This window comes from Intrasporangium zincisolvens (assembly GCF_034724055.1).
Lineage (GTDB): Bacteria > Actinomycetota > Actinomycetes > Actinomycetales > Dermatophilaceae > Monashia > Monashia zincisolvens.
Map to the genome: position 1 here is coordinate 744,451 of NZ_JAWIIL010000003.1, position 23,969 is coordinate 768,419.

At 68.8% G+C, this 23,969-nt stretch carries 31 protein-coding genes and 1 tRNA gene; 14 read left to right on the forward strand and 18 right to left on the reverse strand.

The annotated features are described in order from the left end of the window. Positions 1-165: 165 nt before the first annotated feature. On the forward strand, positions 166-744 hold the full coding sequence (locus tag RY076_RS11930; protein ID WP_323098104.1) for a zinc-ribbon domain-containing protein: 579 nt from the start codon (positions 166-168) through the stop codon (positions 742-744). A gap of 6 nt (positions 745-750) precedes the next feature. Then, the gene (locus RY076_RS11935) at positions 751-1,212 is read left to right on the forward strand and encodes a TIR domain-containing protein (protein ID WP_323098105.1); all 462 of its coding nucleotides are present in this window, start codon (positions 751-753) and stop codon (positions 1,210-1,212) included. Between the two features lie 3 nt (positions 1,213-1,215). Here the strand turns inward: RY076_RS11935 and RY076_RS11940 are convergent, their stop codons facing one another. Together RY076_RS11940 and RY076_RS11945 are read right to left on the reverse strand one after the other, a co-directional pair. Then, complete coding sequence (locus RY076_RS11940; RefSeq protein ID WP_323098106.1) at positions 1,216-2,166, reverse strand: DUF4231 domain-containing protein; 951 nt, start codon at positions 2,164-2,166, stop codon at positions 1,216-1,218. Continuing rightward, positions 2,144-2,587 carry an NUDIX hydrolase gene (locus RY076_RS11945; RefSeq protein WP_323098108.1) on the reverse strand — a complete coding sequence of 148 codons (444 nt, stop codon included), beginning with the start codon at positions 2,585-2,587 and terminating at the stop codon, positions 2,144-2,146. The genes RY076_RS11940 and RY076_RS11945 overlap by 23 nt, the downstream gene beginning before the upstream one ends. 42 nt (positions 2,588-2,629) lie before the next feature. On the opposite strand from RY076_RS11945, the gene RY076_RS11950 reads away from it, so the two are divergent. The 7 genes from RY076_RS11950 (at position 2,630) to RY076_RS11980 (ending at position 8,861) form a co-directional block, all read left to right on the forward strand. Continuing rightward, complete coding sequence (locus RY076_RS11950; protein WP_323098110.1) at positions 2,630-3,406, forward strand: GntR family transcriptional regulator; 777 nt, start codon at positions 2,630-2,632, stop codon at positions 3,404-3,406. Between the two features lie 83 nt (positions 3,407-3,489). Further along, on the forward strand, positions 3,490-3,930 hold the full coding sequence (locus tag RY076_RS11955) for a plasmid replication, integration and excision activator (protein ID WP_323098112.1): 441 nt from the start codon (positions 3,490-3,492) through the stop codon (positions 3,928-3,930). Positions 3,931-4,397: 467 nt separating this feature from the next. Further along, positions 4,398-5,597: a hypothetical protein gene (locus RY076_RS11960; RefSeq protein WP_323098115.1), complete on the forward strand. Its 1,200-nt coding sequence runs from the start codon at positions 4,398-4,400 to the stop codon at positions 5,595-5,597. Continuing rightward, complete coding sequence (locus RY076_RS11965) at positions 5,597-5,962, forward strand: WhiB family transcriptional regulator (RefSeq protein WP_323098116.1); 366 nt, start codon at positions 5,597-5,599, stop codon at positions 5,960-5,962. The genes RY076_RS11960 and RY076_RS11965 overlap by 1 nt, the downstream gene beginning before the upstream one ends. Before the next feature lie 4 nt (positions 5,963-5,966). Next, complete coding sequence (locus RY076_RS11970) at positions 5,967-7,511, forward strand: replication initiator (RefSeq protein WP_323098118.1); 1,545 nt, start codon at positions 5,967-5,969, stop codon at positions 7,509-7,511. A 17-nt stretch (positions 7,512-7,528) separates the two neighbouring features. After that, the gene (locus RY076_RS11975; protein ID WP_150989169.1) at positions 7,529-7,747 is read left to right on the forward strand and encodes a helix-turn-helix transcriptional regulator; all 219 of its coding nucleotides are present in this window, start codon (positions 7,529-7,531) and stop codon (positions 7,745-7,747) included. Position 7,748: 1 nt separating this feature from the next. Next, positions 7,749-8,861: a tyrosine-type recombinase/integrase gene (locus RY076_RS11980; RefSeq protein WP_323098121.1), complete on the forward strand. Its 1,113-nt coding sequence runs from the start codon at positions 7,749-7,751 to the stop codon at positions 8,859-8,861. A gap of 26 nt (positions 8,862-8,887) precedes the next feature. On the opposite strand, the gene RY076_RS11985 is transcribed toward RY076_RS11980, so the two are convergent. Continuing rightward, positions 8,888-8,963: transfer RNA gene (locus RY076_RS11985), tRNA-Arg, on the reverse strand. A gap of 693 nt (positions 8,964-9,656) precedes the next feature. Here RY076_RS11985 and RY076_RS11990 point away from each other — a divergent pair. Both RY076_RS11990 and RY076_RS11995 read left to right on the forward strand, forming a co-directional pair. Continuing rightward, entirely contained in the window at positions 9,657-10,082 is a 426-nt protein-coding gene (locus RY076_RS11990; protein ID WP_323098123.1) for a hypothetical protein, read from the forward strand. A 60-nt stretch (positions 10,083-10,142) separates the two neighbouring features. Beyond that, entirely contained in the window at positions 10,143-10,637 is a 495-nt protein-coding gene (locus RY076_RS11995; RefSeq protein WP_323098125.1) for a hypothetical protein, read from the forward strand. A 706-nt stretch (positions 10,638-11,343) separates the two neighbouring features. Here the strand turns inward: RY076_RS11995 and RY076_RS12000 are convergent. After that, positions 11,344-12,000 (reverse strand): response regulator transcription factor, encoded by a 657-nt coding sequence (locus tag RY076_RS12000; protein ID WP_323098128.1) that lies wholly within the window; start codon positions 11,998-12,000, stop codon positions 11,344-11,346. After that, positions 11,997-13,139 (reverse strand): sensor histidine kinase, encoded by a 1,143-nt coding sequence (locus RY076_RS12005; protein WP_323098130.1) that lies wholly within the window; start codon positions 13,137-13,139, stop codon positions 11,997-11,999. Before RY076_RS12005 ends, RY076_RS12000 begins: the two co-directional genes overlap by 4 nt. Positions 13,140-13,270: 131 nt before the next feature. On the opposite strand from RY076_RS12005, the gene RY076_RS12010 reads away from it, so the two are divergent. Together RY076_RS12010 and RY076_RS12015 are read left to right on the forward strand one after the other, a co-directional pair. Next, a complete protein-coding gene (locus RY076_RS12010; protein WP_323098298.1) occupies positions 13,271-14,170 on the forward strand; it encodes an ABC transporter ATP-binding protein in 900 nt (299 codons plus the stop codon). Next, positions 14,167-14,982 (forward strand): ABC transporter permease subunit, encoded by an 816-nt coding sequence (locus RY076_RS12015; protein WP_323098132.1) that lies wholly within the window; start codon positions 14,167-14,169, stop codon positions 14,980-14,982. Before RY076_RS12010 ends, RY076_RS12015 begins: the two co-directional genes overlap by 4 nt. 181 nt (positions 14,983-15,163) lie before the next feature. Here RY076_RS12015 and RY076_RS12020 read toward each other — a convergent pair whose 3' ends face one another. The 3 genes from RY076_RS12020 to RY076_RS12030 all read right to left on the reverse strand — a co-directional run bounded on the left by RY076_RS12020 (position 15,164) and on the right by RY076_RS12030 (position 17,928). After that, positions 15,164-15,733 carry a dihydrofolate reductase family protein gene (locus tag RY076_RS12020; protein WP_323098134.1) on the reverse strand — a complete coding sequence of 190 codons (570 nt, stop codon included), beginning with the start codon at positions 15,731-15,733 and terminating at the stop codon, positions 15,164-15,166. Positions 15,734-15,926: 193 nt separating this feature from the next. Then, a complete protein-coding gene (locus tag RY076_RS12025) occupies positions 15,927-17,096 on the reverse strand; it encodes an FAD-dependent monooxygenase (protein WP_323098136.1) in 1,170 nt (389 codons plus the stop codon). A gap of 193 nt (positions 17,097-17,289) precedes the next feature. Continuing rightward, on the reverse strand, positions 17,290-17,928 hold the full coding sequence (locus RY076_RS12030) for a DUF4203 domain-containing protein (protein ID WP_323098138.1): 639 nt from the start codon (positions 17,926-17,928) through the stop codon (positions 17,290-17,292). 292 nt (positions 17,929-18,220) lie between these two features. On the opposite strand from RY076_RS12030, the gene RY076_RS12035 reads away from it, so the two are divergent. Next, entirely contained in the window at positions 18,221-18,520 is a 300-nt protein-coding gene (locus RY076_RS12035) for a hypothetical protein (RefSeq protein ID WP_323098141.1), read from the forward strand. Between the two features lie 35 nt (positions 18,521-18,555). Here the strand turns inward: RY076_RS12035 and RY076_RS12040 are convergent, their stop codons facing one another. The 10 genes from RY076_RS12040 to RY076_RS12085 form a co-directional block, all read right to left on the reverse strand. Beyond that, a complete protein-coding gene (locus RY076_RS12040; protein ID WP_323098143.1) occupies positions 18,556-19,080 on the reverse strand; it encodes a GNAT family N-acetyltransferase in 525 nt (174 codons plus the stop codon). A 1-nt stretch (position 19,081) separates the two neighbouring features. Further along, positions 19,082-19,663: a DinB family protein gene (locus RY076_RS12045; protein WP_323098145.1), complete on the reverse strand. Its 582-nt coding sequence runs from the start codon at positions 19,661-19,663 to the stop codon at positions 19,082-19,084. Between the two features lie 87 nt (positions 19,664-19,750). After that, positions 19,751-20,395, reverse strand: coding sequence for a GNAT family N-acetyltransferase (locus RY076_RS12050; protein WP_323098149.1), 645 nt, complete (start codon positions 20,393-20,395; stop codon positions 19,751-19,753). Positions 20,396-20,462: 67 nt separating this feature from the next. After that, entirely contained in the window at positions 20,463-20,855 is a 393-nt protein-coding gene (locus RY076_RS12055) for a nuclear transport factor 2 family protein (protein WP_323098152.1), read from the reverse strand. An 83-nt stretch (positions 20,856-20,938) separates the two neighbouring features. Next, positions 20,939-21,280: a hypothetical protein gene (locus RY076_RS12060; RefSeq protein ID WP_323098154.1), complete on the reverse strand. Its 342-nt coding sequence runs from the start codon at positions 21,278-21,280 to the stop codon at positions 20,939-20,941. A 175-nt stretch (positions 21,281-21,455) separates the two neighbouring features. Then, positions 21,456-21,827: a hypothetical protein gene (locus RY076_RS12065; RefSeq protein ID WP_323098157.1), complete on the reverse strand. Its 372-nt coding sequence runs from the start codon at positions 21,825-21,827 to the stop codon at positions 21,456-21,458. Continuing rightward, complete coding sequence (locus tag RY076_RS12070; protein ID WP_323098159.1) at positions 21,824-22,144, reverse strand: PadR family transcriptional regulator; 321 nt, start codon at positions 22,142-22,144, stop codon at positions 21,824-21,826. The genes RY076_RS12065 and RY076_RS12070 overlap by 4 nt, the downstream gene beginning before the upstream one ends. Positions 22,145-22,278: 134 nt before the next feature. Further along, entirely contained in the window at positions 22,279-22,737 is a 459-nt protein-coding gene (locus RY076_RS12075) for a GNAT family N-acetyltransferase (RefSeq protein WP_323098300.1), read from the reverse strand. Positions 22,738-22,770: 33 nt separating this feature from the next. Next, on the reverse strand, positions 22,771-23,208 hold the full coding sequence (locus tag RY076_RS12080) for a VOC family protein (RefSeq protein WP_323098161.1): 438 nt from the start codon (positions 23,206-23,208) through the stop codon (positions 22,771-22,773). Continuing rightward, positions 23,205-23,798 (reverse strand): hypothetical protein, encoded by a 594-nt coding sequence (locus RY076_RS12085; RefSeq protein WP_323098163.1) that lies wholly within the window; start codon positions 23,796-23,798, stop codon positions 23,205-23,207. Before RY076_RS12085 ends, RY076_RS12080 begins: the two co-directional genes overlap by 4 nt. Positions 23,799-23,969: the final 171 nt, after the last annotated feature.

The following is a 23,969-nucleotide window of genomic DNA, read 5'->3' on the forward strand; positions in this document are numbered from 1 at the left end:
CCTTGGGTGAAACTGGAGGACAAGGGCTCGGGATATCTCTCGGTCTACCTAAATGAGCCGTTGGCGCGATGGCCCATCAGGGAAGTTACCCGGCCGAGCGATAATAAGAGCGACCCGAACATCGAGACGGGAACGTATGGGCTTTTTTCCACATGCGAACCTAGCATGAGGAAGATCATTGTCTCCACGGGATCAGCGACCATTGTCTTTATGACAAGCCGCCCTGGTCAGGGCCGATTGGTAGCGGGGTACTACCACGTGGGCTGGTTTGCAGAGGGCAGTCGTGGTCAAGAGAAGGGGGACTTCGCTCTAGCGGCAGACCGGCTGAAGTTTATCGACCCGGTTCCTCCGTCTGAGTTTGGTGCCGACGTTTCCGAGATCATGAGCGCGTGGTTTCGCACTCAGAAACCGATCGGAGCGGACATCGTCGAAAGTGTGATGGCCACATTTGACGCGCTTGCCGATAAAACCGCTGACTATCTAGCCGAGTTGGAGCGCATCGAGCAGTTTTCGAAGAGTCGGTCGGGATATGCGTACCCGTCCTGGGGGCGTGAGGACGGGTTCAGTTGGCGTGACGCTGCGGACTATTTGCGGAAGCCGGGTGATCCGGTTGACGCGCCGAACAGTAGCCCATCGGGAGAGTGGCGATGTACTGAGTGTGATCACGTCATCAGTAATCGCGCGCTCCTGAAGCGCTGTCCTGTTTGTGGCGAACTCGCGACGCTGCGGCCAGAAGGAGCGTGAACTGGAATGGCGCGTCGAGTATTTCTCAGCTATCAGCACCGTGATCAGATGAAGGCTAAAGGCCTCAATCTCGCTACATACAATAAAAATGTCAATCTCGACGTCTCAATGCGCCACCTCCTCGACCCTGTGAAAAGCAACGATTCGGCGTACATCACGCGCAAGATCAAGGAGCAACTCAAGGGTACGTCGGCCACCGTCATTCTGATCGGCAAAGACACGGCAAAGAGTGACTGGGTGGCGAAGGAGATCGAGTGGAGTCGCGAGAAAGGCAATGCGCTGGTCGGGATCCGCATCGAACCGGGAGCTGCGGTCCCGGAGGGACTCACAGAATCAGGCGCTGAGATCCTGGATTGGGCCAACCCCAGTGACGTTCAGGAGTTCGCGCCTGCGATCGAGCGAGCGATTCGCGGGACGTCGCGCGGCGCCAACATGCCCACCAACTCGATCGCGACTTGCCGGAGGTGAGGCTTAGGCCGTTGACGACCTCGACGCCCGCCACATGGTGTGCTCACGGCTGATCGCTTCCTCGGCGTCTGCGGCAACCTGGGCCCACGTCGCTTCGTCGTCAATCGCCTTGAGGCGCTCTCCGGCGATAGCGAGTTCGTGGCTTGCGAACGTATACGCCCTTCTAATGGAATCGTGCTGCCGGATACCTAGCCACGCCGCACCGGCGCCAACGAGACCAGCCGCGATCCCGGCAAGGTCTATGTCGGTAGCACCAAACGCACGTGCGAAGGCGAAGGCGATCCCCATGGCCTCAGCCACAAGAAGCCCAAAGCGCCATTGTCTGGCTCGTGCGCGGCTAATGGAGGCTTTATTTGAGTACCACGACCGCTGTTGGTTGATGCGGTCGCGAAGGAAGACTGTCCGGCGCTGTTCCAGAGGGGCAGCACGCAGCTCTCGCATCGCGAGTGATATTGGATCCTTTGAGGATGGGTGAATCTCCGTGTCTGGCGCGTCGGACAAGAGTGCGCTTAGGTCGGTGACTAATCTGCTGGTCGAGGTGTCGTCTTGGATTGGGTAGGGCTCGGCGCCCACGGAGTAGCGCCAAGCCATGGTCTTCGCCGATTCGGCTAATGCGCGACCGTCGTACCACGCCCTGACTGGGTTTGTGGCCCAGACCCATGCCTCAGCAACGAAGACGACGAGAAATGCGATGCCTACGGCGAATGCCAGCATCTTCTCGAGTGGGCCCGGTTTGATAATCGCAGAAAGCGTCGCAGCGAGGATCGCCGCGCCCAACTTGACCCGTGTCGCGCTGATGAACTGGTTCTGTCCGTCAAGCGATGCCCGATCGGCACCATCATGAAGGTCTGGCAGGTCTCCATCCAGAAGCTGCGGTGCCGGCCTACTGTTGGGCGCGCTCTCTGCGCCAAGATGGTGGGACATCCGCTGTCTACTCCACTTCTGTCTGGCCATCGTGGGACCTTATTGACACACCCGTGGCCGCGGCATCTGTTATTCGCAGACCGAAGGCGGGGACCATAATGTCAGGCACCGTGTTTATTTGAACCCAAGCCACTTCAGTGGCTTCTTCGGTTGAGGGCTTAGGTTCAGACAGTAGCCGAGCCCTGAACACAAGTGCCACGATTCCGCGTCGCATGTTCTTGTAGACGCCCGAGAGAGTCTCGACGTCAACCTCGGCACCAGTCTCCTCGCGAACTTCGCGCCGTAGTCCTTCCTCGATCGTCTCGTCGAGCTCGAGGACTCCGCCCGGGGGTTCCCAGTGGCCGTTGTCGCGGCGCTTGATGAGGAGGACGTTCTCGCCGGTCTCGTCGAAGATCGCGGCGGCAACGCTGACCGAGTGACGTGGTGTCTCGGTGACGTCGTGGGTGCCCATCTGCCAAAGTGTAGGTACTACAGACGTCTGGAGGAGTGAAGCATGCTGGAGCTGGGCCAGGTCGACAAGACCTCGGACACTCCTGCCTTCAAGCAGATCGCAACAGCGCTGCGCGAGGCCATCGGGTCGGGGCGCATTGCTCCAGGAGACAAGGTGCCCTCCGAGTCGCAGCTGAGGGAGCACTTCGGGGTCGCTCGCATGACGGTTCGCCAGGCGTTGGGGGAGTTGAGCGCCGAGGGGCTGCTGGTCGCCGAGCATGGTCGTGGTGTGTTTGTCCGAGAGCGTCCGGTGGTGCGGCGCGTCGCCTCCGACCGATTCGCTCGGCGGCATCGAGAGGCTGGGCAGGCTGCCTTCATCGCTGAAGCCGAGGGCGTTGGCGTCCCTTCCGTCGATGAGATCGAGGTCGGGAGCGAGGCGGCGACTGCCGATGTACGCGAGGCCTTGGCCATCCCGGCCCGGTCGAGGGTGGTTGCGCGTCGACGTCGTTACCTGATGGATGGGCAGCCGGTCGAGCTGGCGTCCTCCTATGTGCCGCTTTCGATCGCGAAGGGAACCTCGATCGAAGACGCCGACACCGGCCCGGGCGGCATCTACGCGCGAATCGAGGAGACCGGCCACTCGCTGGCTGAGTTTTCCGAAGAGGTTGCCGCGCGAATGCCTTCGCCAGAGGAGCGGCGTCGGCTGCGCCTGCCGGCCGGCACCCCAGTGCTCACAGTGCGGCGAATCGCCTTTGACACCAACGGTTTGCCTGTCGAACTGACTGACACCGTGAAGGCAGCCCCGAGTTACGTCCTCGAGTACCGGTTCCCGGCCAACTGACGCCATCCCTTGCTGCTTGTCTAGATGAGTGCTCTACTGTTGTCATAGAGCAACTGCTCTAGACGACTGGATGAGGAGTAGTCATGGCGATGCAGAAGCGGTTCAAGGTCGGGTTCGGCGACGTGTTCCCGAACGGGGCGTTCCTCAAGGGCTCGGTGGAGCCGGTCCTGGACTTCAACGCCGAGAAGCGGGCGGATGGGTCGCGGCCGCAGCAGGTCGACCCGGAGACGGGCCTGCTCGTGTGGTCGGTGACGGTGCTCGACGCGGACGAGGAGGCCAGCAAGCGGGAGACCGCAGTGACGGTGAAGTTCTTCGCGAAGGTGCAGCCGGTGCCGCCGGAGAACAAGACGCCGTTCCCGTGGACGCCGGTCGAGTTCACCGGTCTGACGGCGTTGCCGTGGATCGAGGAGACGTCGATGGGTCGCGGCCGGATCTCGTGGTCCTTCCGTGCTGAGTCAATGACCGCTCCCGGCCAGTCAAGCCAGTCCGGCGCCTCGTCCGGCCAGGCCAAGGGGGCCGCGTAATGGGTGCCCCAATCCCTGTCGGGCTCCAACGCTCCCGGGGCGTCCCGAGTCTGGCTGCTGCTGCGGGCCAGGCTGCCTGCGCCCTGCGCGTCGCTGCGGTCCTCGTCTGGTCGGTCGCGGGGTGGACGTACCGGCAACTCCGGTGGGTGGTCTCCGTCGCGGGCCTAGCGTTCGCTGTGCGGCTGCTCCCGGGCGGCCAACCGATCGCCATCCGCCTGCTGATCTTGGGCTGGGTTGTCCCTGCCTTCGTGGCGGTGGTGTGGGCTCGTTGGTGGCCGGCTTCGTACGAGCGGTGGGCAGCCGGCCCTCTGAAGCGGGCTTCCTGGCGTCGCTGGGCTCGTCGCCGTTGGCCCGTGCTGGCTCGGGAGTGTGGCCTATCGGTTCAGCGTGACGAGCGCGCGAGCTGGTCCGCCTCCGTCATGCGAGCGGTCGCGCACAGACGTCCTGCCGCTGGCTCGACGGTGTGGGTGCACCCACGGCTGTGCTCGGTCACGGCACGCGGCGTCGCCCTGACCATCACCGCGCGTGCCCGGACCGGGCAGACGGTCGAAGACCTCGAGAAGGCCGCACCCGCGCTGGCCGCTGCTGCCTCGGCGCGCTCGTTCCGCTGCCGCGCCCTCTCGCCGTCAACCGTCGAGTACGTCCTGATCATGGCCGACCGCCTCGCGCCGGTCCGGCCCGCTGCAGCCCCGCTCGACATCACGGTCGATGCTGTCTCGGTCGGTCGACGTCAGGACGGGTCACGCTGGCTGCTGCCGCTGACCGGACGGCACACCCTCGTCGTCGGCTGCTCCGGCTCTGGGAAGGGGTCGATCTTCTGGGGCGTGTGCGGTGGCGTCGCACCGGCTGTCCGCGCTGGGCTGGTCCGGCTGTGGGGTGTCGACCTCAAACGCGGAGTCGAGGTCGGGATGGGCCGGCACCTGTTCTCCGAGGTGGCCACGACCCCGGCGCAGGCGCTCGACGTGCTGAACCGGCTGTTGCGGGTGGTCGACGAGCGCGGGCACCGGATGGCCGGCTTCACCCGGCTGCACCAGCCCACGCCCGCGGACCCGCTGCACGTGCTCGCCATCGACGAGCTCGCCGTCCTGACCGCGTACGCGGACCCGGAGATCCGCAAGGAGGCCTCCCGGCTGCTCGCCGAGGTCCTGACCCAAGGCCGCGCGCTGGGCGTCATCGTTCTCGCGTGCGTGCAGGACCCCCGCAAGGAGGTCATCGGGCTCCGCGGCCTGTTCACCCAGACCGTTGCGCTGCGGCTGCGGTCGGCCGACGAGACGCGGATGGTCCTGGGCGACGGCGCTGCGGCCCTCGCGCCCGCACACCGCATCTCGCCCTCCACCCCCGGCACGGCATGGGTCATCGAGGAGGACGGATCTGCCGATCGGGTTCGGGCGGACTACTGGCCCGACGATCTCGTCCGCAACGTGGCCACCCACAACCCAGCGCCCTACGTCCCGGACACCGCGGCACCCGTCGAGCCTGGTGGGCCTGTCCATGAGGCCGAGGCCGACCGCGGATCGGTCGTGGACGTCGAGCCAAGTGGCGTTACGTCGGTGAGGTCACGGAAGCCGCGGTCCCCGCGCCAGCCGCGGAGTCGTCACCGACCCCGGCCAGCAGGCCAGTCGTCCTCGTCCGCGGTGGGTTCGGGCAGCGGGCCGGAGGCGGCCTGATGACCACCCAGACTGCCCGCGGTGTCCTTCACGGCCGTTCAGACTCGATGCTTCGGACCCTTGCCCGAGGCGGCTGGAAGGAACGCGGCACCTGCAACCAGACCGACCCCGAGCTGTGGTTCGCCGACACCAGCCGGCGTGTCAAGGCCCGGGCTGCGTTGATCTGCGGTTCCTGCCCGGTTCGCCGCCAGTGCCTCGCCTGGGCGCTCGTCTTCGACGAGGAGTACGGCGTCTGGGGTGGCCTCGACGCAACCGGACGCCTCCCGCTCCAGCGACGACTGTCCACGGGGGAGCCCCTGCCTGCGGTTCTCGCGGTCGCTATGGCCGCTTCCAGCACCGCCCCGTCGAGCCCGCGGGCGGCGTGACCCCATGACGGTGCAGCAGTCCAGCCCGACGTTCCGCCACGCCGACACGGGACCATTTCCCGGCTACAGCGCGGACGTCGGGCTGGACCTGCCAGATCTCTCACCCCGCCTCGAGCAAGAGATCACCGCCCGGCTCGTCTCCCGCGATTTCGACGCCTGGGCCACCACCGCCGCCCGAGTCGGTCATTGCACCAAGCCGATCCGGCTGCGAGGCCACTCCCAGACCGTCGACACGGTTACGGGTGAGGTCCTCGGGTCTTACTCGTCGGATGAGGAGCCCCTCGGCGTCCTGCATGTCCGGTGCGGTAACCGCCGAGCCTCCGACTGCCCGTCCTGTTCCCGCGTCTACGCCGCGGACACGTTCCACCTCATCCGAGCCGGGGTCGTCGGCGGCAAGGGCGTCCCCGACATCGTGCGGGAGAACCCGCTCGTCTTCGCGACCCTCACCGCCCCCTCCTTCGGGCCGGTTCACGGCACCCGCAACGGCCGCCGCTGCCGCCCCTACCGAGCTAAGGACGAAGCAGGGCGGTGCCCGCACAACCGGCCGACGGTGTGCCATGCCACCCACCTCGACGGTGACCGGATGCTCGGGCAGCCGCTGTGCGGGGACTGCTACGACTACGAGAGCCACGTCGTGTGGCAGTGGTGGGCCCCCGAGCTGTGGCGCCGCTTCACCATCGCCCTGCGCCGCGCCCTGGCCCGCGCCCTCGGGATCAGCCCGCACCGGCTCGCTCAGGTCGCGACCGTCCAGTTCGCCAAGGTCGCCGAGTACCAGCTGCGCGGCCTCGTCCACTTCCACGCCCTCGTCCGCGTTGACGGCAAGGCGTATGACGACGCCTCGCCCGCGCCAGCCCCGGCCGGGATCACCGCCGCCCTGCTCTCGTCGGCGATCGAGTCCGCGTCCGCGTCCGTGTGGTTCGACGCCCCGCCCCTCTTCGGGGGCGACCTCGTCCGACGGCTGCGGTTCGGCAGCCAGGTCGACTCCCGACCCGTCCGGGGCGCCCACCGGACCGACGACCCCGACAAGCAGCTCGAGGCCGAGCAGGTCGCCGGCTACCTCGCGAAGTACGCGACGAAGTCCGCGACCGACTCGACGAACACGGCTAGCCCGCACCTGCACCGGCTCCGCTCGACCATCGCCCAGACCGTCGACCGCCAGCGCTTCGAAGCGGCCACCACCGACGCACTCATGGCCGAGCACCCGTACGCGCTGCTCGGCAAGTGGGCCCACATGCTCGGCTTCCGCGGCCACTTCTCCTCCAAGTCACGCCGCTACAGCGTCACCCTCGGCCGGCTGCGCCGCGCCCGCGCCCGGTTCCAACGCCGCCTCGCCACCGCCACTCGCGACGGACGCACCCTCGACACCCGCGACCTCGACGACCTCCTCGCCGACGACGACACCGAGACCACCCTCGTCGTCGGCCACTGGACCTACGCCGGATCCGGTTGGGACACCGACGGCGACGCCGAACTCGCCAGGGCCGCCGCAGCCCGCGCCCGCGAACACGCGCAATGGCGAGCCGCCCAACCTCGCAAGCAAACCAACTGAGAGAGAAGGAGATCGCAATGAGAACACCCCCGGTGCCTAGCGCACCCAAGAACACTGCCCCGACGTGCGACAAGCTCTGGACTGTCGACGACGTCTCGGCCTTCCTCGGGGTGCCGAGGAACACGCTGTACCAGTGGCGCACCCGTGGAGAGGGCCCGCCTGCGGTTCGCCTGGGCAAGCACCTGCGCTTCGACCCCGACCGGGTCCGGGCGTGGTTCGGCGATCAGGTGGCCTGAGATGGCCCATGTCGTCAAGGACAGTCGCGACGGGCGGTGGCTCGCTCGTTGGCGTGATCCGTCCGGGCGGCAGCGCAAGAAGTCCTTCGGCCGCAGGGTCGATGCCGATCGGTTCCTGGCGGCGCTCATGGCCGATCTCTACCGCGGCACGTACATCGACCCTGCGGCCGGCAAGCTGCTTTTCGCGGCGTACGCCGAGACGTGGAGCAGGGGACTGGCGCACCTCAAGCCCTCGACGGCCGACCGGTACCGCGACACGCTCCGGACGCACGTGCTGCCGCAGTGGGGTGGCTGGCCGATCGGGCGCATCGCACACTCCGACGTCGCCGGGTGGGTCGGTGACCTGGCGACGTCGGGACTGTCGGCGGGATCCGTCCGCAAGATCTACCTCGTCGCATCGCTCGTGCTCGACGGAGCGGTGCAGGACGGGCGGATCGCGCGGAACCCGGCCAAGGGCGTCCGGCTACCGAGGCAGGTTCGTCGCGAGCCGCGGTTCCTGACTCCGGAGGAGCTCGCGCGGCTCGTCGACGCGGCAGGATCGCACGGCCTCGCCATCGCGGTGCTCGGACTGACGGGCTTGCGGTTCGGGGAGTTCGCCGCGCTCAAGGTGTCCCGGCTCGACGTCGAACGGCGACGGCTGACCATCTCCGAGAGCGTGACCCGCGTTGGCTCGACCATGGTCTTCTCGACGCCGAAGACCCATCGCACTCGTTCGGTCCCGGTACCTCCGGCTCTCATGCCCGCGCTGCTCGGGATGTGCCAGGGCAAGGAGCGCGACGACCTGCTGTTCCCGGCCGCGATGGGTGGCCCGATCATCCTGAACAACTGGCGCCGTCGCGTGTTCGACCCGGCCTGCGCGGCAGCTGGCCTCGTCGGTGTGACGCCGCACGACCTGCGCCACACGGCTGCCTCGCTCGCGGTCCGCGGCGGCGCGAACGTCAAGGCGATCCAGCAGATGCTCGGCCACGCGTCGGCCGCGATGACGCTCGACATCTACGCCGGTCTGTTCCCCGACGACCTCGACGCGGTGGCCCTCTCGCTGGACATCCATGTGCCACAGATGTGCCACAACGGGCCGGTCGCGCTCATCGAAGGGGGAGTGGCGGATGAGTGACACCGCCTCTGACCTGCGCAAACGTGTGGTGCCCCCGGCAGGATTCGAACCTGCGACACCCGCTTTAGGAGAGCGGTGCTCTATCCCCTGAGCTACGAGGGCGGGGCATGGCTGAACCCTCGCTGGAAACCTCGCTGTAAGGGTCGCNAGCGGTGCTCTATCCCCTGAGCTACGAGGGCGGGGCATGGCTGAACCCTCGCTGGAAACCTCGCTGTAAGGGTCGCTGTAACCCTCGCTGTAACGAGGCCCTGCCTGGGCCGGCCAACGGGAGACAGGCTACTGGACCGCGACAGGCCTCCCGCGCGTGAGGGCCGACGGTGCGGCGGAGCGCACCTTCCGCGGCATGTCCGGTAAACGCTTCGGCTCAGGGCTGGCGCCTACCCGGCGGCGTCCCGCGCCCTCAAGATCTTTACGGCCCGCATGGACGGCTCGAGGTCGCCGGCGTCGGTGATGAGATCCCAGTCGTCGTACGACAGAGCCTGGCCGACAGTACATTCTGTTCGCGAAGGACCCCTTCCCGTGAGGTGGGCAGTGCACACCCGCACGGTCGCGTTGGGCGAGAACGGGGTCCACATTCAGGGGGTGAGGTCTGATGGACCCACGAGGTGCAGCAGTGCTGGTGACGGTCCTGGCAGCGGGATCCTCGCTGCTTGCGGGACGACGCCGGCAGGCGTCGGCGCCGACAGCAGCGACCCTCCCCGCACACGTACTGACCCCAGCAGCAGCAGCACACCCAGCGCGTCCTCGAGCGCGTCCTCGAGCGGACCAGGAGCGTCCACCGGGCTGGGGATGGCCTTGGCAGCCCTCGACCCTGCGACGCTGCCCGCCACACGCTCGGCCGTCGCCACTGTCATGGACAAGCTTCCCGCGACCCTGAATGGGTACCCGGTGAGCAGGGAGCGCACCTGGCGGACGGTGCGATACGCCGACGGGACCTCGATGGAAGCGATATCCCTCGATGAGGCGGCCGGCCAAGGCTTCACCATGGACCAGTTCTGGCCGCACCTGGAAGCTGGCCGCCCCGGGGACTACGCGGTCACCAGCCACAGCAAGCCGGGCGACCGGCTGCGGTGGCTCACCGCCGACGGACAACCGCCCAATCGCCAAGCAGTCGTGGCAGGGTTGACCCCCCGCAACGGCCCCTGGCTCTTCGCCATCGAGGCGCCATCTGAGAAGGCCGCGAACGACGTCCTTGCCGCCTTTCGAGCTGCTCTGGGCTAGGGGCCAACACTCTGCAGCCCGCGAATGCCCGAACATGGCTGCGCCGCCAAAGGGAGGCCCGTGCAAACGCTTCAGATCCTCGCCGCATGGCACCAGATCTACTTGACGCCGTTCGACGCCAGCCCGCAGTTTGTCGGCGACGGTTTGGGCACGCTGGTTGCTGCCGCGTCCGAGCCGGCGCACCTGATCGTGAGGACGGGCTGCGCGACCGGTCCAGTGCGGGTCAACCTTATGGCACTGCTCGGCCCACCGGAGGGCGCGCTCGAACCCGCTCGCGACGAGCCGGAACCATGGGAGGCCCTCGAAGAGATCAGCGTGCCGATCACCGTGCCGCTGTTCTGGTCGAGTCCCGACCCGGGTCTCGACCTGCCTCGTGATCCGGCGTTCATCCCGAAGTTGCCGGGGCCGCATCGCGTCCGTGTGAGTGCTCGAGGGCGCAACCGAGCCTTTGACCTGGCGATCGACGAACCGGTGGAGGACTACCTGGTGCAGCTGTGGCCGGAGCGGACAATGCGCGAGCCGGAGGTTCTTCGGTCGGACAGAGCGCCTTACTAGGACGCGCTGACGGCGGCATGTCAGGAAAGTAAATCGACGCGCAAGCTCAGCCCATCGGGTCCCCGCTGGAGCAGCCACCGGTGTTCACTCGCACGCCACGCATCACCCCGATTCGGAATGCGCGCCATCCAAGTCGCGGCCTCTCGCAGCCACCGGTCCCGGAGTTGCCCGCCAATGGCCGGCCTCTCCGTCGATGGGACGGCTCGCAGCACCATGAGCAGAAAACCTTGTGCGGGGATGACATCACCCAGCCGCCTGGGCACGTCCCCGCTCCAGTGGATGTCGAGAACGGTTCCAGCGCTGGGCCTATCGGGTCGGCTGAACGACAGCGAGGACACCGAGGCGCCTGCCGTCTCCAACTCCCGCTGGACGATGTCCCGACCCACGGGGTAGGCGAGGCCCTGCGGAAGTGGGTCCTTGCTGTACCGGTCCCAGAGCTGCTTATCCACGGTTGAAGCGTAGAGAGCGCGCGCCGGCTGGGCGGCACGCCTCAGCGAAACGCGGCAGATCCGGACGTTCACGGAACCCGGGGAGCTGCAGCGACACCTCGCCGCGCTCATCGTCGATGTCGAGATGGCGAGTGCTGCGACGTATTGGATACAGAATGCACAGCCGTTGATCCTCGCCGGGCTCGATGATGTCGAACCGCGCCCATGGTTCCTGCTTGCTGGCGGAACGTGCTTCTCCGAGTCCTTGGACGGCGGCTTCAGTCCCCCGCCCGGCCGGTGTCGTAGGCCCACATCGCGATCTCGACCCTGTTGCGGGCGCCGATCTTTGTCAGCAGGCTCGCGACGTGGGTCTTGGCGGTCGTCAGGCCGATGAAGAGGTCGGCGGCGATCTCGGCGTTCGTGCGGCCACGAGCGACCAACGCCAGCACCTCCTCCTCGCGGTCGGTGAGCGGCTCGATCGGTTGGGATCGTCGTTTCGACGGTTCCCTCGCGGCCAAGGTGGACAGGAGCCGCCGGGTGATGTTCGGCGCGATCAGGGCATCGCCGACTGCGGCGGCATGGACGGCCTGGACGAGCAGCTCCGGCCCGGCGTCCTTGAGCAGAAAGCCTCGGGCGCCGGCCCGGAGCGCGCCGTGGACGTACTCGTCCAGGTCGAAAGTCGTGATCACCACCACTGCCATCGGGTCCGGGACGCCCCGGCCGGCGAGGAGCTCGGTCACCTGGATGCCGTCGAGCCCGGGCATCCGGATGTCGACCAGGCACACGTCCGGGCGGAGCCTACGCGCGAGCTCGACAGCGGCGTGGCCGTCGGCGGCCTGGCCGACGACGTCGATGCCAGGCTGGGCGTCAAGGATCATGGACAGGCCGGTACGCACCAAGTCCTGGTCGTCGGCCACCAGCACTCGCACCGTCATCGGCGTACCTCCGTCGGCAGCTCGGCCTCGACCGTCCACCCGCCCTCGGGCGCCGGCCCGGCACGGAGCGTGCCCCCGAGCAGCTGTGTGCGCTCGGTCATCCCCAGCAGCCCGAAGCCGTGGCTCGACGGCCGCACTGGGTCGATCTGCCCGTCGTCGGTCACGCGTAGCCGCAGTCTTCCTCCACCTTCGACGACCCGGATTTCCACGCGCGAGGCGTTGCGCGCGTGCCGAAGCGCGTTGGTCAGCGCCTCTTGCGCCAGCCGGTAGACCGCCGCGTCGACCTGGAGCGGAAGTTCGTCCAGGTCATCTGGCACCTCCACGTCGACGACCGGGACCGGGTCGCGGCGGGCGAGGGACGCCAGGTCGGCGACCCCGGGCTGGGGGGTGTACTCCGCCGGCGCTCCCTCGCGGAGCACCCGGACCATCGCCCGCATCTCCGCCAGCGTTCGCGACGCTTCTCCTTCGATGACCGCCAGCGCCTCGAGTGCCGCTTCGGGTCGCTGCCCGGCCAGCGTCCGACCCGCTTGCGCTTGCACCGCAATCGCCGAGATGTGGTGGGCGACCATGTCGTGCAGCTCGCGAGCGAGGCCGACCCGCTCCTGGCTGCGGATCTGGTCCAACGCCCGCCGCCAGCTCTCGGCGCGGTAGCGGAACGCCGCTCCGCCTGCTGCTGCCGCTGTCAGGATGCCGAACCCGCCGATGAAGTCGGACGGGCCGGTGTAGTTGGCGACCGTACCGATCACCGCAGCGACCAGCACAAAAGTCAGCCCGAGCACGATCTCTCGCCCTGAGCCCCAGCGGACCAGCGCGTAGACGAGCAACAGGACATAGATCATCGTGGTGAGCCCAACGTTCCGGGGGCCGCCCGCCAGGGTCGCCAGTCCCAACGCCATCGCGGTTCCGAAGCCCACCACGACGCAGGCCAACGGCCGGGTACGCCGCCAGAGCAGAACGGGCGCGAGCCCGACCGCCACGATCGTCGCGAACGGCCGCCAGACGACGTCGTCCCGGAAGACTCCCTCGAGCAGCGCCGTCACCATGACCACCCCGACCAGCACCCAGTCGCGCGACAGCCGTTCGGGAACGGCGGCTGCGCGGGGCTCGGCCCACAGCGAGCGCAGGGCGTTGGTGATCACCCGCCCAGCCTAGGGAACGAGGAGGCCCCGGGGACCGACCGAAAGAACGAGACGCCGCTCCTCCTGACGGCCCGGGTGGGTCCGGCCTGTATGCCGATGTGCCCGCGCCGCGACGCGGCGAGGGTTGCCGCATGATCACTGTTGAGTCACTGACCCGGAGGTACGCCGGCTTCACGGCCGTCGACGACGTCTCCTTCACCGCCCTGCCCGGTCGCGTCACCGGCTTCCTGGGCCCGAACGGCGCCGGCAAGTCCACCACGATGCGCGTCATCGTCGGCCTCACCGCCCCGACGTCCGGCACCGCGACAATCAACGGAGTTCGGTTCGCCGACCTCCCCAACCCCGGTCTTGAAGTGGGCGTTCTCCTGGACGCCTCCGCCCAGCACGCCGGTCGCACCGGCCGCGAGATTCTCACCATTGCCTCCGACACCATGGGCCTGCCCCGCACCCGGGTCGACCAGATGATCGAGCGGGTGAGTCTGACACCCACCGAGGCCAAGCGCCGGGTGCGCAACTACTCCCTCGGGATGCGTCAACGCCTCGGCATCGCCACCGCGCTCCTCGGAGATCCCAAGGTGCTGATCCTCGACGAGCCTGCCAATGGGCTCGACCCCGCGGGGATCCGATGGATGCGCGACCTGCTGACGGGCTTCGCCAGCCAGGGCGGCACCGTGCTGTTGTCCTCACACCTGCTGCACGAGATCGAGGTCGTCGCGGACGACCTGGTCGTGATCGGCAACGGAAAGATCGTCGCGGCCGGCCGCAAGGAAGAACTCCTCGCCGCGGCCGGGACGCTCGCCCGCTCGGCCTCACCTCGGGACCTCGCTCACGCACTCGAGCAGGCCGGTATCCCCAGCACGCTCGCCAGCGACGGTTCGGTCCACACCGATGCCGACCCTGATCGGGTCGGGGCCGTGGCCCTGACCGCCGGCATCGCCCTCACCGAGCTGCGCTCCGCCGATGGCGCCGGTCTCGAAGACATGTTCCTCTCGCTCACCGCCGACACCCAACGCGAAGGAGTTGCAGCATGACCGCCACGATCGTCCCTCCGGCCACCACCACGGACGCTGCACCGGTCCACCGGACCGCCCGTCCCATCACTGCCACCCGACTCGTCAAGGTCGAGCTCCGCAAGATGTTCAACACCCGCTCGGGATTCTGGATGCTCATCAGCATCGGCGTCCTGTCGCCTATCTCGGCCGGGTCGCTCCTCGTCTTCGGCCTCGACAGCGACGCCACCTACCAGAACTTCGTAAGGGCGAGCGGGTTCCCGATGTCGGTGATCTTGCCGATCATCGCGATCCTGGCAGTCACGGGTGAGTGGGGCCAGCGAAGTGGGCTCACGACGTTCACACTGGTGCCGAGCCGCGGACGCGTGATTGGCGCCAAGGCGATCGCGACCCTCCTGGTGGGCCTCGGCGCCGTCTCCGTCGCCTTCGCGGTTGGCGCCCTCGGCAACGTGGCCGGTTCCGCAGCCGCCGGCGTCGACACCGTCTGGGACATCTCGTTGTCCATGGCGCTCCAGATGGTGCTCTACAACCTGGTTGGCATGGCCTTCGGCTTCGCCCTCGGCGTCGTGCTGCGCAACTCCGCGGCGGCGATCGTGGCGTACTTCGTCGCTTCATTGGTCGTGCCAGGCATCCTCGCGCTCCTGGCCCAGGTGCGCTCGTGGTTCGAGGACCTCCAGCCGTGGATCGACTGGCACTACACGCAGGTTGCGCTCCTCGACGGCTCCACGAACACGGCTAAGGAGTGGGCGATGCTCGGCTCGACCACGACGATCTGGATCGTCATGCCCCTCGCCGTCGGGCTGCTGTTCCTTCGCCGCTCCGAGGTCAAGTAGTCACACACACGGGCGGCGCTATCCGGAACTCATTTGTGCGTTCCGGATACCGCCGTTCGTGGTGGATCGGCCCAGCTCTCGCGGTCACGACGTCGCGTCACGTTGCCGCCGGCGGCGCGACGGAGCGCATCGTCCGCAGCATCTGCGTGCACTGGCCGACCAGGTGCCAGGACGAGGCACCTCAAGCCGTTGCCCGCATGGGGCGGTATCGAACAGCGACCGCCCCCGACCGGAAGGCATGGCGATCCACGAGCTCCAGCTCGACGCGCTCGCGCAGGCCGGAGAGCAACGTCGGCCCGTGCCCAGCCAGGACCGGCTGCACCACAAAGGCGTACTCGTCGATCAAACCCAGATCTGCCAACGCGAGGGGCAACGTCACGCCACCCACGAACAGGCCCTCGCCCGGCTGCTGCTTGAGCCGCTGGACCGCTTGCCCGACGTCGCCCCGCACCAGCTCGGCGTTCCAGTCGACCGCGCCCAGCGTGCTCGACACGACGTACTTCTTCGCCCGGTCGATGGTCTCGGCGAACGGGATCTGCCACTCATCCATCCAGCCGGGCCATGTGCCCGTGGTCGGCCGCCGCCAGGCCGACTCCATCATCTCGTAGGTCACCCGGCCGAACAGCAGGGCATCGGCTCGTTCCATCTCAGCGGTCCAGTAGCGCATCGACTCCTCGTCGGGGGGCAGCCCTGCCTCGTGATGGCAGCAGCCGTCGAGTGTCACGTTGATCGAGTATCGAAGTGGTCTCATCTCGTGGCTCTCCCTTGGTCCGCGCAGTGCGTCTTCACCGGACGCTACTCAGAAACTGTCGGCGCCATTTCTCGTCGACGCCCATCCAGCCCAGGACATCACCCTCTAGCCAGCCGCCCTCAGCGCGTCAGGTGCCTACATCGACGGATGCGTCGGGGGTGGTCGATGCTTACGGCATCGGATGGGCTCGTGGCTACGCGCTCTCGTACTCGGGAAGCACGGGACCAGTGACCGCCCGCTCGATGAGAGCGGTCATCGCCTCGAGGTCCGGCTCGGGGGCCGGGGCCGTCTGCGGGTCGGCGGTCAGCATCGAGACGTGCATGCGCCCGATCTCCTGGTTGGCCTCGACGTAGTCGCGCATCCGCTCCTGGTACCGGGTGAACCCGACGGCGGGGTCCCAGCCGGCGGCCGCGAGCTCGCCGGCCAGCAGGTAGGCGCCCACCAGGGCCAGCCCGGTCCCCGCGCCCGACATCGGCGAAGCACTGAACGCCGCGTCACCGATCAGTCCGACCCGGCCCTCGGACCAGCGGTCCATGACGACCTGGGCCACCTGGTCAAGGTAGAAGTCCGGTGCTTCGTCGACGTGCGCGAGGATGTGCTGGGTCTCCCAGCCGAAGCCCGCCATGTGCTCGCGCAGCAGCCGCTTCTGGGCCTCGACGTCGCGGTGGTCGAACTGCTCCTCCGGGGCGGGAAAGGACAGCATCGCGATCGCCTTCGACGTGTCCGGGACCGGCCGCAACCCCGCCCAGCGACCTCCCTCCCGGTGGTCGAGCAACCAGCCGTCCACCCCGAACACGTTGGGCACCGTGAAGAAGGCCAGCACCAGACCGAGGTGGCGTACGAACCGCTCCCGCGGCCCGAACACCATCGACCGGAGCGACGAGTGCAGCCCGTCTGCACCGATCACCAGGTCGAAGCGTCGACGCCGGCCGCTCGCGAAGGTGACGTCGACCCCGTCGTCGTCCTGGGCGAGGTCGGTGATCCGGTCGCCGAAGACGTACTCGACGTGGTCGCGGGTGTCGTCGTAGAGGATCTGGGTCAGGTCGCCACGAAGGATCTCGATCTCGGAGACGTACCCGTCGCCCTCGTCGTCCTCGGCGCGGAAGGTCTCGAGCACGTTCCCGTCGGCGTCGACCGAGTGCGCGCCACGAGTATCGGTGCAGGCCGCCCGGACGACGGCGTCCAGACCCATCCGGCGGATGACGTCCTTCGCGACACCGCGGGCGTCGACCGCCTGACCGCCCATCCGCAGCTCCGGCGCCTGCTCGACCACCGTCACCTCCGCACCCCGGCGGTGCAGCCAGTGGGCCAGGGCCGGCCCCGCGACACTCGCTCCGGACACCAGCACCGTGACGTCGCTCATCGCTCTCCCTCTCGTCGCCACCCGTTGCAGCCACTCAGCCGTACGTCGAACGGCACCGGCCGATCTCGACAGGCGGCGCCATCACGCCGCTCCAGAGTCGGCGGCGAGCCTGCGGTGCGTGACCACCCGTCCGACGCAACGCCCGCCGACGCAACGCGTCTGTGGCTGCGGCGACCGAGTGTCGGGTCCTGGGTCAGCCGCTCTCGGCGTACCAGGTCTCCTGGACGGTGCGGCGCATCGCGAGCCGCTGTCGCGTCTGGGAGACGATGCCGATCAGGGCAAGGGCGACCAGAGTCAGGTACCAGCCCCAGCCGGCGTGCACCGCCTGGGTGAAGGTGGCGCGGGTGAAGTCGGCGGAGTTGATGGTGCCCACCAGCAGCATCAGGCCGGCGACGACGCTGACGGCCCCGGCGATCGAGCTGACCACGGCCAGGACGACCATCGGCAGGTTCCCGATGACCGCCACCAGACCGAGCACGGCGCCGACGGCAATGCCCACCAGGACGGCAACCCAGTTCCAGTCGATGCCCAGGGCGACGACGAGGCCCGAGCCGATCGCGAAGCCGAACCCGGCCATGGCGAGAACGACCGCCACCGCGAAGTAGAGATAGGCGAGAAGAGCGAAGATCAGCGCGCACACGAACCCCGCCACCCAGCCCAGCACCGTGCCAAGGACGTGCTCATTGGCGAGTTCAGCGAAAAGCCCTGCCCCGAAAGCGAATCCGGCGAAGAAGCCCCAGATGGGGAGGACCAGGCGCAGTACCAGTTGTCCGGCGAACAGCATGAAGCCGCCGGCGACGATCGCGAAAATGCCCAGCATCACGTCTGCCATGCCCCAATGTAGGGCTCCCGGCCGGTGGTCCGTACGTGAACGCAGCACTTCGAACCACCCCCGCCGCCGGGTGGCGCTGGACAGTCGCCGTGCGCTGCTCCGCTCGGTCCCCGACGCCGAAGGGTCCGAAGCGCGGCGCGCGCCGCCGCCGCGTCGATACTCTCGTCGTACGCGCGGGATGGGCGGCCGCCGGGGCGACCGTCGAGTCGCGCGCGCCGCGAACCGCGGACCGCGGATCGCGGATCGCGTCGGGTGAGGGAGCGGTGGGATGAGTGCAGGGAACAAGTGGTCCATGACCTTCCGGGCCAGCAGCGGCGAGGCGGTGGCCGCCCTCGAGGAGGCAGCGCGCCGCGCGGGGATGCAGCACCTCTCCTCGGATGCTGCGACCGGACTCTTCGTCTTCACGGCTGGCCGGATGGTGCTGGCGTCCGGGGAGAAGGTCACCGCCCAGGTCCGAGAGGTAGCTGCGGACACCGTGCAGGTGACGCTCTCCTCGAACCTGCAGTTCGGCCTGGGGAACATCGGGCGCACCGGTGCCGCCCGGGACCGTATGGCTGAGGCCATCTCTCAACTCCTCCCGGCGGCCTCATAGACGGGACGCGGCGGACCGGGCCCACACCGCGACGCTCACGTGCGGTCGGTGAACGCCCAGTCGACGCCGTCCTCGCCCAGGGCGTCGAACGTGGGGTCTCGTCGGAGGCCGATCTTCGTGGCGACCCGCTGACTGGCCACATTCGTCGGACGGACGCGGGCGACGACGAGCTCGGTAGGCAGCGAGTCCTGCGCCCAGCTCAACAGGGCGGCCGCGGCTTCCGTGGCGTAGCCACGTCCCCAGGTCGATGGATGGAAGCGGTACATGAGATTGAGGACGCGGTCCCCGTGGATCGTCATCCACCGGAGACCGCAGTTGCCGACCAGCCGACCCGACGTCTCCTCGAAGACGCAACAGTTCCCGAACCCGTGCCGCTCCCAATGCGCCAGCCACTGCCTCACCAGCGCCTCGACGTCCTCGAGCTCCGTCAGGAGATCCGACGGGTTGTGCTGGACGACCAGCGGATTCGACAGGATCCCGAGGATCGCTCCGGCATCAGCCTGTACCGGCTGTCGCAGCGACAACCGTGCGGTCGACAGGCGAACCGGCTGCCTGGTCACCTCAGGTGCCCGTCTTGCCATCGATCCCCTCGCGAAGCAGATCGACGTGCCCGCAGTGCTGGGCGTACTCGGTGATCATCCGCAGCACGAGCCACCGCAGGTCGACGTCCTCGTACCAGTCCAGGGGCCTCGCCGTGTCGTCGAGGTCGTGGGCGGCGACGATGTCGCGGGATACCGCGCACTCCGCTCGCCAGACCTCGCGGTCCGACTCGAAGTCCGCGTCCGCAGGCGGGTTGAAGTCGAGGTCGGGGTCCTCCTCGGTGAAGAAGAGGAACGGCACGTCGCGTCGCTCGAAGTTCTGCTGGAACCACCAACGCTCGACGCCGGCGAGATGTCGGATCAGCCCGTGCATCGACATCGTCGACGGCGGCATCGACCGGGTTCGGGCCTGCTCGGCGGTGAGGCCGCGACACTTCATCTCCACGGTCGCCCGGTAGTACTCGAGGTAGGCCGTCAGCGCCTCGCGCTCGCCGGCCACGCGAGGGATGCGTGGGCGGTCGTCGTCGGACCACTGGGGTGCGAAGGCGTCGTCGGTCAGACCCGTCTCGGAACGGCCGTCACCCTGCGGGGCGTCGTCAACCATGTGCGGCACTCTGCCACAGGGCAGGTCGCCGGCCGTGGGGGAGAGCCGCACCAACACCCCACCCCGGCGGGCGTCGGTCCGTGGTGGTCAGGTGAACATCGGCCGGGCGCGCTCCAGGCCCGCGACGCGAACGTCGACCCGGCTGCTGACCTGAGCCCACCGCGTGCTGGTCAGGCGAAGCCGATCCGAGACCAGGACCTCCTCACCACGGCGGTCGCGGGAGATGCCGTCGTGCAGGTACCCGAGCTTGCGGGAGACGCCCTGGGAGGCGTGGTTGTCCTGGAAGACCTCCGAGGTCGCGTCGGTGGCCCCGAGGTGGTCGAAGGCGAGCGTCAACAACGCCGTGCGGGCCTCGGTCCCGTATCCCTGCCCGTGAAATCGCAGACCGAGCCAGGAGGACGTCGTCACCTCACGGTTGACGCGGAAGTCCCGCGCCCTGAGCGTGCCGATCCCCATCGCCGTCCCCGAGCGGTCCAGGATGGCCATCCCGAGGCTCCAGTCGTCCGTCTCCCAGGCGGACAACCGATACCAGTGCCCGCTCAGCACGGCTCGCTCCCGTTCGTCGGCGGTGCCTTCGGTCCACGGCGTCAGGAAGGGTCGTTCGTCGGGGCCGTGCACGCCCTCGCCGGCCACCCGAGCCAGGGCGACGAGCTCGTCCTCCGACGGCAGCCGCAGGGTGAGGCGGGGCGTGGTCAGTTCCAGGCCGAACGTCGGCCACAGGTCAGCAAGCACGGGAGGGATCCTGCCCGATGCGGCATCAGGTCGCACCCGAGTTGTGAGGCGGGAACGCCGCCCCGGCTCAGTCCCGGATGGTGTCCGTGGCCTGGGACCAGCGGCACCGCCAGCCCGCCGTTGCGTCGCGCACGTAGGTGTCCTGGTGCCAGCACTCGAGGTGGCCACCGCCGTGCGGCGTCGTGAGATCGATGACCGACCGGTACCGGACGACGGCCAGGTCGGCGCTCCTCAGAACCTCGATCGGGCTGACGGGCTCGAACCGGGTGTAGCTGACCGAGCCGTCGCAGAGCCCGCCGACGTAGCGCTCGCGGTCCCAGAGGCTCCCGCCCGGGTCGCACAGGACGAACGCGGGGTCATGGAGTGACCACAGTGCCGGGCCGTCGGCAGCGACGATCGCTCGCAGCCGCGCCAGCTCGATCGCCGCCAGATCATCCGAGGCCTGGTCGAGTCTCTGCATGGGAGGAAGCCTCGCACCCCGGCTCCGTCACCGCCCCAGGGCACGGAAGCGCGTCGTGGCGGCGCAACCCGGCCGGGCAGGTCCTACCCGGCGAGCATGGACACGGTGGTCATGACCAGCATCCACAGCCCCAGGACGGCGCCGACGAGAAGCGGCAGCAGTGCGCTGCGGTGCCCCTCGGCCCGAGCCTTGTTGCCGTACCAGACCGCCGCGGCGCACGGGACGAGGAACAGGATGATCGCGGGGATGCCGGCGGCCAGCGCCACCCACAAGGGCTCCGTCGCGTCCTCCGGCTTGTACCCGAGCAGTGCGTACAGCCCCTCGCTGACGGCGAAGGCCACGAAGAACGCCACCGGGATCGACGCCACCGCGATCCACGAGCGTGTGAGGTTCGTGCTCCGCTCGCCGCTGCGTCGTGCTCCCACGGGTGGACTGTGCTTGGCGGATGACATGGCGCACCTCTCTCCTTCCATGGTGGCGCCTGTCGCGGGCACGCACGAAGGACCTTCGGCCAGGTCACCGCGTCTCGTTCATCACCCCGGCGTTCGCGCCCCGCGACCGCCCGGGAGACCCTCTCCCGGTGGGATGGCGATGGCGAGGTCAGCCGCCGATGACGCCTGACGTTCCGGTGGGGATGTACTCCTTGCCGCAGCGCGCGCAGGCCCGGTACAGCGCGCCGTCGTCAGCGTGGGTGGTCATCCACACGTGGTGGGTGTTCGTGCGGCAGCCGAGCGTCCGATGCGGTTTCGGCAGCGATGCCGGCGCGCCCGGTGCCAGCGCGGCCTTCATGGCGGACGCGGAGGCAGCAACCCCGACCGCGTAGCGCCACCGTCTCGGGGCCGAGAGGCCGTGCATCTCCGCGACCAGCTCGTCGTGGTAGCGGTCTCTCGTCTCCGGCGGCATTCCCTCCGTGGCGCGCTCCATGGCCGCGACGGCGAACCTCACCGACGCGGTGGCGTGCTTCTTCCTCATGACAGACCCTCCTTCGGTGTCCCGGCCAGGCCCGGCATGGGTCGACGGGCCGCAGCCAGGGCCTGGCGGGCCTGTGCCGCCCCCGAGCGCGTCAGTCGGTAGTACCGACGCGCCGGGCGCCCCTCTGTGCTGGGGTCGATGTCTTCCCACCGCGACTCGACCCAGCCCACCCCTTCGAGGCGGGCGAGGATCGGGTGCACCGTGCCACTCGGCAGCCCCGCGACCCGGCCGATCTGCGACCCGAACCACTCGGCCTCGACATCGTTCAACAGGGTTCCGAGAACGACGCGGGTGGCCATGGTCATACGAGGTGCCATAGTCGTACTCTACCTAGGGTGTCAAGGTTGAGGGAGGGAGACCGCGACAGGCGGGGTACGCCCTCGCGCTCGTCGGCCGTCGGGGCCACGCGATGCGCGGTGCAAAGGCTCGGCTCAGCGCTGAAGCCGTGACGTCAGCGGCGCAGCTCCATGCGGTTCTCCGGGGGCTCGTCGGTGGGCCAGTCCTCCGGAACTCCCTTGTCGACGAAGCCAACTCGCTCATACGCCTTTCGCGCGCGGGCATTGTCGCTGCGCACCATCAGGAAGGTCTCCCGGTCCTGCTCCGAGGCCCAGTCCACCACCGCGCCGATGAGCCGGGCGGCGACGCCCGAGCCTCGAGCTGCTGGCGCCACCCACATGGAGATGAGCTCGACCCAACGGTCTCCGTCCGGCTGCCCGCTGACGACGCCGACCACCGTCGTGTCCTCGCGTGCAAGCAAGGTGAGGGGCACCTGGGTCAGTCGCGACTGCCACCGCTCGACGGGGGCGTCGACCCAGTCCTCGTAGCGCGAGCCGAAGGCCGACGCGGCCTCGGACAGCGATTCCAGCCGCACCGCCCTGAAGCTCTCCCAGTCGGCAGGTCCGATGCGCATGATCTCCACGCCGCAGAACCTAGCAAGGCGCCGTCAGCCGAGCGCCTCGGCGAGGGAGACGATGCTGCCGGCCGGTCCGCGGACGTAGCAGAGCCGGTAGGCATCCTCGTACCGCACGATCTCGCCGATGGGCTCGCCCCCGTGCGGACGCAGCGCGGCGACGGTGGCGTGAAGGTCGTCGACGGCGAACATGACGCTGCGGAGGCCGAGCGTGTTGCCGAGGGCGTCGCGAGGCTCGGCGGCCACCACCGCGGGGGAACGGAACCGCGTCAGCTCGAGACGGCCGTGGCCGTCGGGGGTCCGCATCATCGCGATGTCGGCGCGCACGTCGTCGAGCGCGTTGAGGCGGTCGACCGCCGGCCCCTCGATCGGGGCCTCGCCCTCGAGCTCGAGGCCGAGGGCCACGAAGAACGCCTTCGCCGCCTCGAGGTCGTCGACCACGATGCTCACGTGGTCCATCCGGATCGTCATGCTGTCTCTCCTCGCTCGTCGTCCCGGCCTGGTGTGGCCGCTGCTACATCGTGGGACGGAGCCGCCGTCGCGTTCTCGACATCGCCGAGGTAGCAGAGCACGAGTGTGGCGGCGAGGTACACCGCTGCGCCTCCGGACCACGACGCGTGCGACCACAGGACGACGACGAGCAGCAGTGCCTGCACGCCGGCGAACACGTGGCGCACCTGGCGGTACCGACGCCGCAGCCCCTTGCCGACGGCCGCGAACGCCGCCGCACCGACCAGCCCGACCGCCGCCACGACGACGCCGATGGCGACGCCGAGCTGTGCGAATGTGCTGCCGTTGTCGGGCCGGGCCGACTCCAGGGCGTAGTAGCCGCCGAAGCCGGCCAGGACCAACGCGGCCACGCACTGCGCCCAGGCCAGTGCCACGACGATGCGCCCTGCCAGCAGGCGCCCCCGGCCGGGCGCGGGCCCGACCGGTTGCCCGTCCTGTCGGCCCGGGGCTTCTGGTCCCTGCGCTCGCGGGTCTCCCCGCCGCCAGGGCGCGGCCAGCAGGACCACGACGAGCGCGGTCGCGCAGAAGAGGCAGAGCCACATGAAGAGCATGTCCGTCCTTCGCCGTCAGGGTCGCTCGCAGCGTGCACCAGCGGCGCGGGTCCCCTGGACGACCGGCCGCGTCCGCCGGTCCCGACCCACTGTGCCCGACGCGTCCCGTGTCTGGGAGCCAGCGGGGGCGCGCGGACGCGTCGCGGGCTAGGGTCGGTGCTCTCAGGGGAA

Bases quoted from the DNA above. Each gene is read 5' to 3' on its own strand.
- RY076_RS11930 (WP_323098104.1), top strand. From the start codon at position 166: ATGAGGAAGATCATTGTCTCCACGGGATCAGCGACCATTGTCTTTATG.
- RY076_RS11935 (WP_323098105.1), top strand. From the start codon at position 751: ATGGCGCGTCGAGTATTTCTCAGCTATCAGCACCGTGATCAGATGAAG.
- RY076_RS11940 (WP_323098106.1), bottom strand. From the start codon at position 2,166: ATGGCCAGACAGAAGTGGAGTAGACAGCGGATGTCCCACCATCTTGGC.
- RY076_RS11945 (WP_323098108.1), bottom strand. From the start codon at position 2,587: ATGGGCACCCACGACGTCACCGAGACACCACGTCACTCGGTCAGCGTT.
- RY076_RS11950 (WP_323098110.1), top strand. From the start codon at position 2,630: ATGCTGGAGCTGGGCCAGGTCGACAAGACCTCGGACACTCCTGCCTTC.
- RY076_RS11955 (WP_323098112.1), top strand. From the start codon at position 3,490: ATGGCGATGCAGAAGCGGTTCAAGGTCGGGTTCGGCGACGTGTTCCCG.
- RY076_RS11965 (WP_323098116.1), top strand. From the start codon at position 5,597: ATGACCACCCAGACTGCCCGCGGTGTCCTTCACGGCCGTTCAGACTCG.
- RY076_RS11970 (WP_323098118.1), top strand. From the start codon at position 5,967: ATGACGGTGCAGCAGTCCAGCCCGACGTTCCGCCACGCCGACACGGGA.
- RY076_RS11975 (WP_150989169.1), top strand. From the start codon at position 7,529: ATGAGAACACCCCCGGTGCCTAGCGCACCCAAGAACACTGCCCCGACG.
- RY076_RS11980 (WP_323098121.1), top strand. From the start codon at position 7,749: ATGGCCCATGTCGTCAAGGACAGTCGCGACGGGCGGTGGCTCGCTCGT.
- RY076_RS12000 (WP_323098128.1), bottom strand. From the start codon at position 12,000: ATGACGGTGCGAGTGCTGGTGGCCGACGACCAGGACTTGGTGCGTACC.
- RY076_RS12010 (WP_323098298.1), top strand. From the start codon at position 13,271: ATGATCACTGTTGAGTCACTGACCCGGAGGTACGCCGGCTTCACGGCC.
- RY076_RS12015 (WP_323098132.1), top strand. From the start codon at position 14,167: ATGACCGCCACGATCGTCCCTCCGGCCACCACCACGGACGCTGCACCG.
- RY076_RS12020 (WP_323098134.1), bottom strand. From the start codon at position 15,733: ATGAGACCACTTCGATACTCGATCAACGTGACACTCGACGGCTGCTGC.
- RY076_RS12025 (WP_323098136.1), bottom strand. From the start codon at position 17,096: ATGAGCGACGTCACGGTGCTGGTGTCCGGAGCGAGTGTCGCGGGGCCG.
- RY076_RS12030 (WP_323098138.1), bottom strand. From the start codon at position 17,928: ATGGCAGACGTGATGCTGGGCATTTTCGCGATCGTCGCCGGCGGCTTC.
- RY076_RS12035 (WP_323098141.1), top strand. From the start codon at position 18,221: ATGACCTTCCGGGCCAGCAGCGGCGAGGCGGTGGCCGCCCTCGAGGAG.
- RY076_RS12045 (WP_323098145.1), bottom strand. From the start codon at position 19,663: ATGGTTGACGACGCCCCGCAGGGTGACGGCCGTTCCGAGACGGGTCTG.
- RY076_RS12055 (WP_323098152.1), bottom strand. From the start codon at position 20,855: ATGCAGAGACTCGACCAGGCCTCGGATGATCTGGCGGCGATCGAGCTG.
- RY076_RS12065 (WP_323098157.1), bottom strand. From the start codon at position 21,827: ATGAGGAAGAAGCACGCCACCGCGTCGGTGAGGTTCGCCGTCGCGGCC.
- RY076_RS12070 (WP_323098159.1), bottom strand. From the start codon at position 22,144: ATGGCACCTCGTATGACCATGGCCACCCGCGTCGTTCTCGGAACCCTG.
- RY076_RS12075 (WP_323098300.1), bottom strand. From the start codon at position 22,737: ATGCGCATCGGACCTGCCGACTGGGAGAGCTTCAGGGCGGTGCGGCTG.
- RY076_RS12080 (WP_323098161.1), bottom strand. From the start codon at position 23,208: ATGACGATCCGGATGGACCACGTGAGCATCGTGGTCGACGACCTCGAG.
- RY076_RS12085 (WP_323098163.1), bottom strand. From the start codon at position 23,798: ATGCTCTTCATGTGGCTCTGCCTCTTCTGCGCGACCGCGCTCGTCGTG.